Source organism: Arthrobacter sp. JDC6, assembly GCF_056484025.1.
In genome coordinates this window covers 723,604-737,376 of record NZ_CM151278.1, presented here as the reverse complement: position 1 = coordinate 737,376, position 13,773 = coordinate 723,604, and the positions used below count along the sequence as shown (strand labels likewise).

12 protein-coding genes and 1 tRNA gene are annotated in these 13,773 nt (G+C 64.9%); 5 read left to right on the top strand and 8 right to left on the bottom strand.

Annotated features, from left to right (window positions below; genetic code table 11):
- Positions 1-2: 2 nt before the first annotated feature.
- The 7 genes from ACV095_RS03390 to ACV095_RS03360 all read right to left on the bottom strand — a co-directional run bounded on the left by ACV095_RS03390 (position 3) and on the right by ACV095_RS03360 (position 6,062).
- Positions 3-899 (bottom strand): carbohydrate ABC transporter permease, encoded by an 897-nt coding sequence (locus tag ACV095_RS03390; RefSeq protein WP_478222905.1) that lies wholly within the window; start codon positions 897-899, stop codon positions 3-5.
- 2 nt (positions 900-901) lie between these two features.
- A complete protein-coding gene (locus ACV095_RS03385) occupies positions 902-1,804 on the bottom strand; it encodes a carbohydrate ABC transporter permease (RefSeq protein ID WP_018768978.1) in 903 nt (300 codons plus the stop codon).
- A 26-nt stretch (positions 1,805-1,830) separates the two neighbouring features.
- Positions 1,831-3,096, bottom strand: a complete 1,266-nt coding sequence (locus ACV095_RS03380; RefSeq protein WP_478223412.1) for an extracellular solute-binding protein — start codon at positions 3,094-3,096, stop codon at positions 1,831-1,833.
- A gap of 290 nt (positions 3,097-3,386) precedes the next feature.
- Complete coding sequence (locus tag ACV095_RS03375; protein WP_026265720.1) at positions 3,387-4,385, bottom strand: LacI family DNA-binding transcriptional regulator; 999 nt, start codon at positions 4,383-4,385, stop codon at positions 3,387-3,389.
- Positions 4,386-4,444: 59 nt separating this feature from the next.
- Positions 4,445-5,356 carry an NUDIX hydrolase gene (locus ACV095_RS03370; RefSeq protein ID WP_478222904.1) on the bottom strand — a complete coding sequence of 304 codons (912 nt, stop codon included), beginning with the start codon at positions 5,354-5,356 and terminating at the stop codon, positions 4,445-4,447.
- Positions 5,357-5,371: 15 nt separating this feature from the next.
- Positions 5,372-5,905, bottom strand: a complete 534-nt coding sequence (locus ACV095_RS03365) for a RidA family protein (protein ID WP_018768982.1) — start codon at positions 5,903-5,905, stop codon at positions 5,372-5,374.
- A 1-nt stretch (position 5,906) separates the two neighbouring features.
- Positions 5,907-6,062, bottom strand: coding sequence for a Sp36 family protein (locus ACV095_RS03360; protein ID WP_009359196.1), 156 nt, complete (start codon positions 6,060-6,062; stop codon positions 5,907-5,909).
- A 37-nt stretch (positions 6,063-6,099) separates the two neighbouring features.
- On the opposite strand from ACV095_RS03360, the gene ACV095_RS03355 reads away from it, so the two are divergent.
- The 5 genes from ACV095_RS03355 (at position 6,100) to ACV095_RS03335 (ending at position 13,300) form a co-directional block, all read left to right on the top strand.
- On the top strand, positions 6,100-8,421 hold the full coding sequence (locus tag ACV095_RS03355) for a transglycosylase domain-containing protein (protein ID WP_043424879.1): 2,322 nt from the start codon (positions 6,100-6,102) through the stop codon (positions 8,419-8,421).
- 6 nt (positions 8,422-8,427) lie between these two features.
- Complete coding sequence (locus tag ACV095_RS03350) at positions 8,428-9,372, top strand: metallophosphoesterase (protein ID WP_056392564.1); 945 nt, start codon at positions 8,428-8,430, stop codon at positions 9,370-9,372.
- 136 nt (positions 9,373-9,508) lie between these two features.
- On the top strand, positions 9,509-11,317 hold the full coding sequence (locus ACV095_RS03345; protein ID WP_056392563.1) for an ABC transporter ATP-binding protein: 1,809 nt from the start codon (positions 9,509-9,511) through the stop codon (positions 11,315-11,317).
- The gene (locus tag ACV095_RS03340) at positions 11,314-13,140 is read left to right on the top strand and encodes an ABC transporter ATP-binding protein (RefSeq protein WP_478222903.1); all 1,827 of its coding nucleotides are present in this window, start codon (positions 11,314-11,316) and stop codon (positions 13,138-13,140) included. The genes ACV095_RS03345 and ACV095_RS03340 overlap by 4 nt, the downstream gene beginning before the upstream one ends.
- Positions 13,141-13,223: 83 nt before the next feature.
- Positions 13,224-13,300 (top strand) — tRNA-Pro (locus tag ACV095_RS03335).
- Positions 13,301-13,437: 137 nt separating this feature from the next.
- On the opposite strand, the gene ACV095_RS03330 is transcribed toward ACV095_RS03335, so the two are convergent.
- Complete coding sequence (locus tag ACV095_RS03330; protein WP_478222902.1) at positions 13,438-13,656, bottom strand: hypothetical protein; 219 nt, start codon at positions 13,654-13,656, stop codon at positions 13,438-13,440.
- Between the last annotated feature and the right edge of the window lie 117 nt (positions 13,657-13,773).

Genomic DNA, 13,773 nt, shown 5'->3' with positions numbered 1-13,773 from the left:
GCTCAGGTTCCGGCGAGGCCCGTCGTCGCGACGCCCTTGATGATCTGGCGCTGGAAGAAAAGGAACACGAGGATGAGCGGCAGCGCCGCGAGCAGGGCGGACGCCATGTTCTGCGCGTACTGGATGCCGTAGGCGCTCTTGATGGTTTGCAGGCCCACCGGGAGGGTGAGCAGCGAGGCGTCGTTGGTGGCGATGAACGGCCACAGGAAGTTGTTCCATGCGCCGATGAACACAAAGATGGCGACGGCGGCCAGGATGGGCCGGGACAACGGCAGGATGATCTGGGTGAAGATCCTCATGCGGCTGGCACCGTCCATCACCGCGGCCTCCTCAAGTTCGCGGGGAATCTGGTCGAAGAACTTCTTGAGTACGAACACCATGGCCGGGTGGATGACCTGGGGCAGGATGATGGCCCATGACGTGTCCACCATGTGCAGGGCGAGCATCTGGTAGAAGAGCGGAATGATCAGGACCGGCGGCGGGACGATGATGGAGGCGATGATCACCGTCATCAGCACCTTCTTGCCCTTGAAGTCGATCCGGGACAAGGCGTAGGCCACGAGCGCCGAGATCACCAGGGTGATGGCCGTGATAGCGGCCGAGGTATAGAGGGAATTCCACGTCCAAAGCGGGATGTTTCCGTCCTGGAAGACCTTGACGAATGCGTCGGCAGTAAAGCCCGACGGCGGCAGCCAGCTGACCTTCGGAGCTGCGGCATCCGTCTCGCTCTTGAAGGCGGTGGCGGTGGCCCAGGCGAACGGGACCAGCCACAGGACCGCGATGGCCGCGGCCACCACCAGGGTGGCGATCTTGCCCGGGGTCATCGTCTTGCGGGGCTGGCGGGATTCCTGGCTGGTGTTGGTGCCCGGCCGGGGCCGGCTGATGGTCTGGGTTGCCATGGTTATGCACTCCTGCGGCGGGTGATGACGAACTGCATGACCGAGACGACCACGATCAGTCCGAAGAAGATGTAGGAGATGGCTGCGGAATAGCCCAGCCGGTAGCCGGTGAACCCGGTTTCGAAGATGTACTGCACCACCGGCCTGGTGGACCCTCCGGGCCCGCCGGCGGTCATCTGGTACACCTGGTCGAAGATCTTGAGCGAGGCAAGGACCTGGAGGAGCACGATCATCACGGTGGTGGGGCCCAGTTGCGGCAAGGTGATCGAGAAGAGCTGGCGCCAGGCTCCGGCGCCGTCGAGGGATGCCGCCTCATAGTGCTGCTGCGGGATGTTCTGCATGGCCGCCAGGTACAGCAGGAAGTTGAACCCCACCGTCCACCACAGCGTGGCAATGACGATGGCCCACATGGCCACGTTGGGGTCGTTGAGCCAGGCGACTTTGGGGATGCCGATCCTGGACAGGGAATCGTTGATGAGGCCCAGCTGCGGGTTGTACATCCAGCTGAAGAACAGCGAAACGACGGTGGACGCGAGCAGGTACGGGGCAAAGTAGGACAGGCGCCACAGCCACTGCGCCGGCAGGCCGGCGTTGAGCAGTGCCGCCATCACCAAAGCGACCAGCACCAGCGGGACCGTGCTGATGACGGTGAAGTAGAGGGTGTTGCCGAGCGAACGCCACATGTCGGCATCGGCGAAGGCTTCGGCGTAGTTCGCGAAACCGATCACGCTGTCGTTGGCTCCGGTAAGGGACTTGCCGGTGAGGCTCATATAGATGCCGTAAAGAACCGGCCACACCAGGAAGACGACGAAGAAAGCCAGGAAGGGCGCCGCAAACCCCCAACCGCTGAGGTTGCTCCTGGCGAGGCTCCCGGTCCTGCGCCGGGCTGCTGGTGAAGAACTCATGAAGGACTCCTTTGTCGCTCGGGCGGTTAGACCGGATTTGGCCGGGAAAGAAGGGTGTTGGTGCGCTTTTCGAAGGCGTCCCATCCGGCCGCTGCCTTGTCGCGGCCTAGGAGGACGTTTTGGACGTTTTCGGCAAAGTAGGTCTGCCAGTCGGAACCGGAGCCGCTGAACCAGGCTTCGGGATCGTAGGCAATGACGTCCGCGGCGTTGGCGTAATGCACCTGCGGTGTGAGGGCCTTATACGCCTGGGACTGGACCACGGGCTGGTAGGCGGGGATGTGTCCTGCCTCCGCCCAGGACAGCGATCCTTTGAGGATGTCGCTGACGAACTTGTAGACATCGCGCCGCTTCGTATCGTCCACGTTCAATTGCCGTGGCAGGACGAAGGAATGCGAGTCCGCGTACGCGGCCGGGGTGCCAAAGAGCGTGGGGATCGTTGCAGCGTCCACCGGGAGGCCTGCCTTCTTCATGGTCGGCAGTTCCCAGACGCCGCTGAACAGCATGCCCGAGCCGCCGCGGGCGAATTCCGCGATGCCGGTGCTGATGTCGCCGCTCTTTGCCGCAATGGTGTCGTCGAAAAGCGATGCCATGAATTCCAGCGACTCAATGGCGGCGTCCCGGTCAACCTTCATCGGCTGGCCCGGCGTCAGCGTCATGTCGGCGCCGTGCTGCTTGTAGAGCGTGTAGAACAGCCGCCACATCTGGGATCCGCTGCCGAGGTAGCCAAAGGACAACCCGTGGGCCTGCGTGACCTTCTGCATTTCCTTGGCCATGGCCATGAACCCCTGCGGGGACGTGACCTCCTGCAGCTGCCCGTTACCACCCAGGACGCCGGCCTTGCGGGCAACGTCCGTGTTGTAGAACATGATGAACGGGTGCGAATCCAGGGCGATGGAAAACACCTTGCCGTCCTGCTGGCTCTTCTGCCAGATCCGCGGGGCAAAGTCGGCGCCGGTGACGCCGTGCTCTGCCAGCAGCGAGAGGTCCCAGGGCTCAATCAGGCCGCCCGGGGCGTAGCCCGGGACACGGCTGGCGTGCATGATGGCCAACTCCGGCGGCCGGCCGCCGGCCGAGGCCATGGCGAGCTTGGTGTAGTAGGGCGGGCCCCACGCAAGGACGGTCGGGTGCACCTTGAACCCGGGGTTGGCTTCGTTCGCCTTGTTGATCATGGCCTGCATCTTGATGCCGTCGCCGCCGGACAACAGATGCCAGAACTGGATGTCCCTGGCGGCCGCTGCGGAGGCATTCCCACCGCACCCTGCCAGGCCCGCCGCAGCAATGACGCTGCCCATTGCTGCGGTTCCCGACAACAGCTGCCGTCTCGACAGCTGCCTGCCTGCGAAAAAATCAAACTGCTTCACCCGTCACTCCTTTGGATGGGTCCGCTGAAAGTCATTCCCGCGCCACAAACCGTTGCTGCCGCATGCTGGGCAGCCATGCCCCGCGGGGCCCCGGTGTGACGCACGCCTCACATTACATCGATGTAATGGCCACCGCAATGGATAATTGTTAGCGTTCGCAAAGTGACCCGCCACTCTCGATTAGGGCTCCCGCGCCAGGATCCCGGTCGGAGGGCAGGAGCCTAGGAGGTACTCTGCCGTTCCACGATCCGGTAATCGATGGCCACTACCTTCTGCGGGCCCTCACGGTCGGCCATGCGCTCGGTCAGGAGGCGCAAGGCCTCCCTGGCCACCTGGCGCTTGTCAAAGGAAACGGTGGTCAGTGACGGCACTGCATACCTGGCGTCGGCGATGTCGTCGAAGCCGGCAACGGCCACGTCGTCGGGCACCCTGATGCCCCGCTTCCACAGCACACTGAGGGCCCCGATGGCCATGGAGTCGGTGAAGCAGAACAAGGCCTCGGGCAGGGGATGCGAGTCAAGGTAGGTGGACAGCGCTTTCGCCGCCGTATCCGGGCTCCACTTTTCGCAGGGGATGATCAGTGAGTCATCCCAGCCAATGCCAAGTTCTTCGAGTGCAGCCTGGTACCCACGGGTGCGGAGGACGGCCGCCGCCGAGCCCCTGCCTTCCGCGGCCCCCAGCACGGCAATACGGCGCCTGCCGGTGCTGCCCAGCGCCAGCGTCATGTCCCGTGCGGCGGCAACACTGTCCACCCATACACGGTCAGCCAGTTTCTGCGTCACCTCACCCAGCAGGACCACCGGAGGCAGGGCAACCCCCACCTTCACGGCACTCTCGTCCAAAACCACGGGGTTGAGGATGAGCCCGTCGATGAGGTTGGACCGCGCCCGCGACATCAGCTCGTATTCGCGCGTGGGATCGGACCCCGTCTCCTCGATCTGCACGCTCCACCCCTGCTCGTGGGCCACCTCCACCACGCTGTGTGCGATCTCGGCGGAGTACGGCGTGGCCAGATCGGGCAGGGCCAGGGCGATGACGCCCGACCTTCCGTTGCGCAGTCCCCGGGCAGAGAGGTTGGGAACGTAGTCCAGTTCCGCCATGGCCTGCTCCACCTTGATCCTGGTGGGGCCGCTGACCGGAACAATGCCGTTCATGACGTTCGAGACGGTCTTTGGCGAAACCCCTGCGAGGCGCGCTACGTCCTTGACCGTTGCGCGCAAAGGCGCCCCCTTGCTCCCGGTGTGGCTTTGGTGAAGATTTTACCCGGCTCCGTGGAGCGTCAGCGTTCGCGCTGGTGGTCCCCCGCGACGGTCTTGGCAGCCTCGACTTCGAGCATGAGCCTGCCGTCCTCTTCAACCAGGGTTGGCTGGTAAACGTGGGGCTTGCGCTTGTAGCTCAGGTAGGCAATGCAGCCGTTGGCCGCGGCCATCTTCTCGAGCATGATTTCGGAACCCGGGACCAGCAGTTCGCCCAGCGGGCGGCCCACCGTGTTCTCCTGGCCTGCCTCGTCGCCCAGCGCCGTGGAGTTCCGCTCCTGGATCAACTGCGCGGCGTTGACCCACCTGCCCCACACGCCCTTGCCGTCCAGCAGCGAAGGTTCCTGGCCCAGCGGCACCGTGGCGGCGAAGTAGCGGGTGTCGAAGCGGCGGTGCGCGAAGTCGGGGCTGCGCCAGTTGACGAGGGACTTGAGCAGGTCGGTGCGCAGGGAGAGCCCGCGCTTGCCCAGCACCTGGGCAAGCGTCTTCTCCTGGTCGGCCACCGCCACGCGTGCCCGCATCCACTCGGACGTGGACGTGGCCTCCACCGTGCTGGACATGTCGGGACCGGCCAGGAGCACGCCGGTCTCCTCGAAGAGTTCCCGGATGGCGCCCACCACGTGGCGGCGGGCCAGCCCGACATCGTCCGTTCCCATCTGCTCGGCCCAATGCTGCGGTGAGGGTCCCAGCCAACCCATGGCGTCGTCGTCGGCCGGGTCAAGGGACCCGCCGGGGAACGCCAGGACGCCCAGCGGCGAGGAGCCGGGCCGGTAACCCAGCCAAGTCTCCAGGCCGGTGGGTGAATCACGCAGGAGGACTACGGATGAGGCGTAGCGCGCGGCCCGGGGGGTGCGCTCGCCGTGTTCGAGCCAGCTTTGCGCCGCCCCTTCAAGGTCTTGGGGAAGTGCAAAAAGGCGTCGTGCGAGGTGCGGCAAGGGAAGTGTCCGGTCTTAGCTGAATTCGGCAATGAGCTCGACCTCTACGGGAGAGTCGAGCGGAAGAACGGCAACGCCGACGGCGGAACGTGCGTGCTGCCCGGCGTCACCGAGGACGCGGCCCAGCAGTTCCGAGGCACCGTTGACGACGGCGGGCTGGCCCGTGAACGAGGGATCCGAAGCGACGAATCCCACCACCTTCACGATCCGGGTGATCCGGTCCAGGTCCCCGATGACGCTCTTGACGGCAGCCAGGGCGTTGACGGCGCACACCGCTGCGAAGCGCTGCGCGTCCTCCGGGGAAACGGTGGGCTCGTCGGCGTACCCTTCGGTGCCCGCGGACACCTTGCCCGTAGCTTCGAGTTTGCCGTTAATAAACGGCAACTGGCCCGAGGTGTAGACATGGCTTCCGGAGACGACGGCGGGAACGTAGGAGGCCACCGGGGCGGCGACCTCGGGCAGGGTGATGCCGAGTTCCGCGAGGCGCTGCTCGACGGCGGATACGGGCGCCGCTGCGGCGCTGGACTGGGCTTCTGCGGGGGTGCTCATGCTACTGCTTCTCCCTTTTGAGGTAGGCGACAAGGCCGTTGCCGTCAGGTCCGGGGACTACCTGGACGAGCTCCCAGCCGTCCTCTCCCCACTGGTCCAGGATCTGCTTTGTGGCGTGGATAATGAGCGGAATCGTCGCGTACTCCCATTTGGTCATGAAAGAAAGCGTAGCCCTTGCCGGTAAAGTGGAAAACATGGCGACTCGCAAGAACCCCTTATTCGACACTGCCACCACACTGGGTAAGATCCTTCTTTTCCTTGGTGTGAGCGCAATTTGCGGTGTCCTCGTGGCAGGCCTCCTGGTGCCTGCCGCGGCCGTCTCCGGCAGCGCGGCAAGCGGTTCCATCGACTTTTTCGATTCCCTTCCGGCGGAGCTGAAGGTAGATCCCCCCAGCCAGACCACCCGGATCCTGGCTGCCGACGGCAGCGAGATCGCCAGCGTCTATACCGAGAACCGCACCAAGGTTCCGCTGGACCAGATTTCACCGAACATGAAGAACGCCATCCTCGCCGTCGAGGACAGCAGGTTCTATGACCACGGCGGCGTGGACACCACCGGTATCCTCCGCGCGCTGGTCAGCACCATCCGAGGCAACAAGCAGGGTGCCTCCACCATCACGCAGCAGTACGTCAACAACGTTCTCAACGCCAACCTCGCCGCCGCCGGCGAGGAGGACCAGATCAAGCTGAACGGCGTCAACAAGGGTGTTGGTGACAAGCTCCGCGAGATGAAGCTCGCCATCGCCCTGGAGAAGGAGTTCAGCAAGGACCAGATCCTTGAGGGCTACCTGAACATCGTGTTCTTCAACCGTGATGCATATGGCATCGAGGCCGCTTCCAGGTACTTCTTCAGCACCACCGCCAAGGACCTGACGCTCCCCCAGGCAGCGCTGCTGGCCGGCCTGGTGAACAGCCCCTCCGCCTTTGACCCCATCATCAATCCCGAGAAGTCAAAGCAGCGCAGGGACCTGGTGCTGGGACTGATGCTTGACCAGAAGAAGATCACCCAGGCGGAACACGACGCGGCCGTCGCCACTCCGGTGGAGCCCAAGGTGACCCAGCCCAAGCAGGGCTGCGCCTACGCGGCCTCGGCCCCGTACTTCTGCGACTACATCCTGCACCTGCTGGAGAACAACCCTGCCTACGGCGCGGACGTCAAGGAGCGCCAGCGGCTGATCTACGGCGGCGGGCTGACCATCACCACCACACTGGACCCCAAGGCCCAGGCCACGGCCCAGGAGCAGGCCAATGCCGCCGCCGGCGCCAACCCCGACAAGTGGGGCGCCTCCATGGTGTCGGTGCAGCCGGGTACGGGCAAGATCATCTCAATGGCCCAGAACACCACATTCCTGCCCGGCCAGGGCTTCGATTCCCAGCTCAACTTCAACGTGGACAAGCTGGATAAGGACGGCAACGACCTCAACGGCATGGGCGGCGCCCAGCCCGGGTCCACCATGAAGCCGTTCACCTTTGCCGAGTGGCTCAACGAGGGCAAGTCCATGAACACCATGGTCAACGCGGCCCAGCGCGTCTACCCGATCGGCTATCCGTGGCGCAACACCTGCGGCAAGGTCCAGGGTGCCTACAGCACGGCGCAGAAGAACGCGGGCCTGGACGCGGCAGACGACCTCCAGAACGCCGAGCCCCAGTGGTACAAGCCGCTGTCGGTCCTGGAGGGCCTTTACAACTCGATCAACACGGTGACGTTTGCGTCCGCGGCACAGCTGGACTTCTGCGGCATCCAGAAGATCGCCGATGCGGTGGGACTGCACAGCGGCTTGCCCTCAGCGGACGGCAGCGAGCCGAACCCCAAGGTGAACATGATGACGCTGGGCAACCTGCTGGGGTCCACGCAGACCTCTCCGCTGACCATGGCCAGCGCGTTTGCCACCTTCGCTAACGACGGCAAGTACTGCGAGCCCATCGCCATCACCTCGGTGACGGACGCCACCGGCAAGCAGCTCCCGGCACAGTCCAGCAGCTGCCGTGACGCCATCAAACCGGAGGTTGCACGCGGCGTGAACTACGCGCTCCAGGAAGTGCTGAACAGGGGCTCCGGTTCGCTGATCCAGCCCCGGATTTCCACCAAGACCAGCTTCCCCATTGGCGCCAAGACCGGTACGTCCAACAACAACGGCTCCACCTGGGTTGTTGGGCACACCACCGGCCTGGCAACGGCCGCCTGGTTCGGCGACCCGCTGGGAGCACAGGACCGTGCAGGGCAGAACATCACGGTCAACGGCAAGTTCTATAAAGGCATCGATGGTTACATGATCGCCGGTCCCATGTTCTCCAGCTACATGGCGAAGATCGCCCCGGCATACGGCACCAACCCGTTCCCGGCACCGCCGAGCAACATGGTCAACGGAACAACCACTACTTCGCCTGGAAGGACCACCCCGCAGGCCACCCAGGCTCCCGTACCGTCCACGCCGGCAACGCAGGCGCCCGCCACCCAGGCGCCGGCCCCCGCCCCCACCAGCAATGGCAACGGGAATGGAAAGGGCAACGGCTAAGCACGCATGAGCATCGACAGCCTGGCAGGCCGCGCCCGCGCAATCGGGCGCGGCTTTGCCGTCACTGCAGGCGCCGGGGCCGCGGCCGGAATGGCAGCCTTCGGCTACGGCCTGTGGGAGAAGAACCAGTTCGTCCTCCGGGAGGAAACCCTGGCCATCCTCCCTCCCGGCCGCGGTCCGTTCCGCATCCTGCACCTGAGCGACATCCACTTCGTGCCGGGGCAGCGGAAGAAGGCTGATTGGCTAAGGTCCCTGGCGGACCTCAGGCCGGACCTGGTGGTGAACACCGGCGACAACCTCAGCCACGTGAAGGCTGTGGACCCGCTGCTGGATGCCCTGAAACCGCTGCTGCAGTTCCCCGGCGTCTTTGTCCCCGGGTCCAACGACTACTTCGCGCCCAGCCCAAAGAACCCTGCGTCCTACCTGCTGGGGCCGTCCAAGGCGAAGCCCAAGCCGGTTGCCCTCGACTGGCCGCGCCTGCGGTCCGGCTTCGGCATGAGCGGCTGGGTGGACCTGACCAATCGCCACCAGTCATTGGTCCTCAACGGCATGCGCTTCGATTTCTCCGGCGTCGACGACCCGCACCTGAACCGGGAACGGTACGCCGGCTGGCCCCGTGGAACGGTCAGCCAGGATGCCAAGGACCACCTCAGGATCGCGGTCATCCATGCACCGTACCAGCGGGTCCTGGACCACTTCACCGAAAACGGCGCGGACCTCCTGCTGGCCGGCCACACACACGGCGGCCAGCTGTGCATCCCCGGGTATGGCGCCCTCGTGGCCAACTGCGACCTCCCCACTTGGCGGGCGAAGGGCCTCAACGACTGGACAAGCAACGGAAGCACGACGCCGGTCAACGTGTCCGGCGGCATCGGCACCTCACGCTTCGCCCCGGTAAGGATCGCCTGCAAACCCGAGGCCGTCCTGCTGACCCTTACCTCCCCCAACTGAACCGAAAGCATTACGGTCTGCAATAACTGGGCAAGCAGCCGGCCAGCACCGCAAATCCCTGTGAACCGCCTCACGCCAATGGCATAGGGTAGTTGCTAGAGGAAACTACATTCGTTTTAGAGCTTGAGAAGCGGGCATGGCCAAGCAGACTCCATTTTTCCGATCCATCAGCCGTCTTTATCCGCACGTCCGGCCCATCATCCCCAGGCTCCTGCTGGGACTCCTGTGCGCCCTGCTCGCCAGCGTCGTGGCGCTGACCATCCCCCAGGTGCTGCGGGTCCTGGTCAATACCGCGCTGCAGCCAGGGGCCACGCCGGAGGCGGTCTGGGTGTCGGCTGCCGTCATCCTGGTCCTGGGCATCGCTGAAGCCGGACTGGTGGCGCTGCGCCGGCAGTTCGTCATCAACCCCGCCACCACCGTGGAGACCCGCATGCGGGTGTCCCTCTACAACCATCTGCAGGACCTGACCGTCTCCTTCCACGACCGGTGGGGATCCGGCCAATTGCTGTCCCGGGCCATGACGGACCTGAACTTCCTGCGCCGCTGGATGGCTTTTGGCGCCATCATGCTGGTGGTCACCACCCTGACGGTGATCATCGGCGTCGTGGCCATGTTCGCCATGAGCTGGCAGCTGGCCCTGATCTTCCTGGCCGCCGCCGTTCCCATCACCATCAACAGCTTCCGGTTCCGCACCCGGTTCAGCAAGGTGGCGCGGCGAAGCCAGGACCAGGCCGGCGACCTTGCCACCACCGTGGAGGAATCGGTCCACGGCATCCGCGTGCTCAAGGCCTTCGGACGCAGCCGGGAAGCCCTGGAAAACTTCAACGAGCAGGCAGAAGGCCTGCGCCAGACAGAGATCGAGAAGGCACGCCACCAGGCAACGTTCACCATGGTGGTCACCCTGCTTCCTGAACTCGCCCTGGGAGCCGGCCTGGTGGTCGGGGTCATGCTGTGCGCCAGCGGCCAGTTGAGCATCGGCTCCCTGGTGGCGTTCTTCGCCACCGCGGCAGTCATCGCCTCCCCCGTGGAATTCTCCGGCATGCTGCTGGCCATGGCACTCACCGCCAAGACCGCCGTCGACCGCCACTACGAAGTGATGGACACGCAAAACACCATCACCAGTCCCGCCCAGCCCCGCCGGCCGGCTGAGCTGGCCGGGGCACTGCGCTTCAACAACGCAACCTTCGCCTTCGAGGACGCCCCGGACAAGCCCATTCTCAAGGACATCAACCTGGACATCCGGCCCGGCGAAACCATGGCCCTGGTGGGCATCACCGGCAGCGGCAAGAGTGCGCTGATCCAGCTGGTGCCGCGCCTGTACGACGTCACCGGCGGCGCCATCACCATCGACGGCGTCGACATCCGGGACTTCGGCGTGGAGGAGCTGCGCCGGATCGTGGGGGTGGCCTTCGAGGACACCACGCTCTTTTCCAATTCCGTGCGGGACAACGTCCTGCTCGGCGCCCCGGCCCGCACAGAGGAGGTCCTGGACGAGGCCCTCGATGTGGCGCAGGCGCACTTCGCCTATTCCCTGCCCGGGGGTGTGGACACGTTGATCGGCGAGGAAGGCCTGAGCCTGTCCGGCGGCCAGCGGCAACGGATCGCCCTGGCACGTGCCATCGCCGCCCGTCCGCGGATCCTGGTCCTGGACGACCCGCTGTCAGCCCTGGACGTCCACACCGAGGAGCTGGTGGAGGCCCGCCTCCGCGAGGTCCTGAAGGACACCACCACCCTGATCGTGGCCCACCGGCCGTCCACCGTGGCCCTCGCGGACCGGGTGGCCCTGCTGGAGGACGGCCGCATCGCCGCCGTCGGAACGCACACCGAACTGCTGGCCCATAACCAGCACTACCGCTACGTCATCGCCAGCCTGGACCGGGAGCCGCGGGACCTGGACTCTGAACTGTCGGCACTTGAAGACAATGCTGAGGAAGTGTCCCGATGAGCACTGCAACGTTCGGCACCGCCAATGAAGACAATGCCCACCTCAGCAAGAGCGACAGCCGGGCAGTACGACGGCGTTCACTTGCCCTGCTGCGATCGCTGATCCGTCCCGTGCGGGCCCGGTTCTGGCTGACCATCGCCATGGTGGTCCTGTCCCAGGCCGCGCGGGTGGCCGGCCCGGCACTGATCGCGTTCGGGATCGACCATGCCCTTCCCGCCCTCCAGGCCGGCAACAACGCCCCCTTGGTGTTCACCGGCGTCGCCTACCTTCTGGCAGCCATTGCGACGGCGGGACTCACCGCCCTGTACGTCACCTCCACGGCGCGGCTCAGCCAGGCGATGCTGCTGGACCTCAGGGTGCGCGTCTTCCGGCACACGCAGCGGCTCAGCCTGGAGTTCCACGAGAAATACACCTCCGGCAGGATCATCGCCCGGCAGACCTCAGACCTTGAAGCACTGCGCGAACTCCTCGACTCGGGGGTCAGTTCACTGGCTTCGGGAATGCTCTTCATGGCCTTCACCGCCGTCACCATCTTTGCCCTGGACTGGCGGAGCGGTTTGCTGGTGCTGGCCGCCGGCGTGCCGATGTTCTTCCTTTCTCGCTGGTACCAGAAGCACTCGCAGATTGCCTTCAGGGAGTCCCGCGTGGTCTCCGCCCGGCTGATCGTGCATTTCGTGGAGACCATGACCGGCATCCGCGCCGTCAAGGCCTTCCGCAAGGAGAAGGAGAACTCGGAGCGCTACGGGAAACTCGCCGAGGACTACCGCCTGGTCACAGTCCGCTCCATCAACCTCAACGGCATCTTCCAACCGGGACTGGTGCTGATTGGCAACGTCTGCGTTGCCGTGGTCCTGCTCTTCGGCGGATTCCGGGTGCTGGACGGCGGCCTGGCAGTGGGCGTGCTCCTGGCCCTCATCCTGTCCACCAAGCGGTTCTTCCAGCCGGTGGACCAGATGGCCATGTTCTACAACTCATTCCAGAGCGCGCAGGCAGCACTGGAGAAGGTGTCCGGACTGCTCGAAGAGGTTCCCACGGTCCGGCCACCCAGGAACCCGGTGGCCCTGCCCAGCGCCACGGGACGCATCGACTTCAACGGCGTCGAGTTCCGCTATGGCGACGGTCCGTTGGTGGTGCCGCGCCTGGACCTGCACATCCCGGCCGGACAGACAGTGGCGCTGGTGGGACAAACGGGCGCTGGAAAATCCACCCTGGCCAAACTCATCGCCCGGTTCTACGACGTCACCTCGGGAACGCTCACCCTGGACGGCGTGGACCTCCGCGACCTGGCCACCACCGACCTCCGCCGGAACATCGTCATGGTCACCCAGGAGGCCTTCCTGTTCAGCGGCTCGGTGGCGGACAACATCGCCCTGGGCCGGCCGGAGGCATCACGCGCCGAAATCGAAGAGGCCGCCAAGGCAGTTGGCGCCCACGAATTCATCCTTGAACTTCCCGAGGGCTACGACACCGACGTCAACAAGCGCGGCGGCAGGGTCTCCTCCGGCCAGCGGCAGCTGATCAGCTTTGCCAGGGCGTTCCTGGCGCAGCCGGCCGTGCTGATCCTGGACGAGGCAACCTCCTCACTGGACATCCCGTCCGAGCGCCTGGTGCAGGCCGGACTGGCCCGCCTGCTGGCCGGCACGGAAGCCAGACGCCGGACGGCGTTGATCATCGCCCACCGCTTGTCCACGGTGGAGACGGCGGACCGTGTCCTGGTGGTGCACGACGGGCGGATCGTGGAGGACGGCACGCCGGAGGAACTGATCGGCGGCGGCGGACGCTTCGCCGACCTGCATGGGGCGTGGAAGGACTCCCTGGTCTGACCCGCGTCCCGCCCCGGACCGGGCAGGATTTCGCATCGGGACCCGGAATCGGCTATCCTTGTAAAGTTGCTTTTGCAGCGGATCGGGATGTAGCGCAGCTTGGTAGCGCGCTTCGTTCGGGACGAAGAGGTCGCAGGTTCAAATCCTGTCATCCCGACCATAACGAAAAGAGGGTCTCCTTGCGGAGGCCCTCTTTTTTGTCTCGATGTGGTCACGGCCCGGCACACCGGGGTTAAAACGAGTGGCCCCGGAGCTGTTGCTCCGGGGCCACTCCCGCCTCCTGTGTGAGGAAGCTGTTTAAGCGGGATCAGGCCAGTTGCCCACGTACGTTGTGTAGGTAGTATCGGTCTTCTTGTCCTTCTTCACCTTTGCTGAGGCGGGATCAGGCCAGTTACCAACAGCTACCGACACACCCGAATTATCGGCGACGGAACCTGAAGCCAGGACGGCCGGAGCCGCCGCAGAAAAAGCCAGGGCCCCAGCCAGGATGGCCGCGGTTGCGATCTTCTTCAACATATAAGTTCCTCAATACGAGTCGGATTCGTTACAAAGCCAGCACTGTCCTTGTTGACACACATTGTAAAATATTTTCCACAGGGACTGTCAAGCATTCGGCAGCCCAAGTGTCCAGAA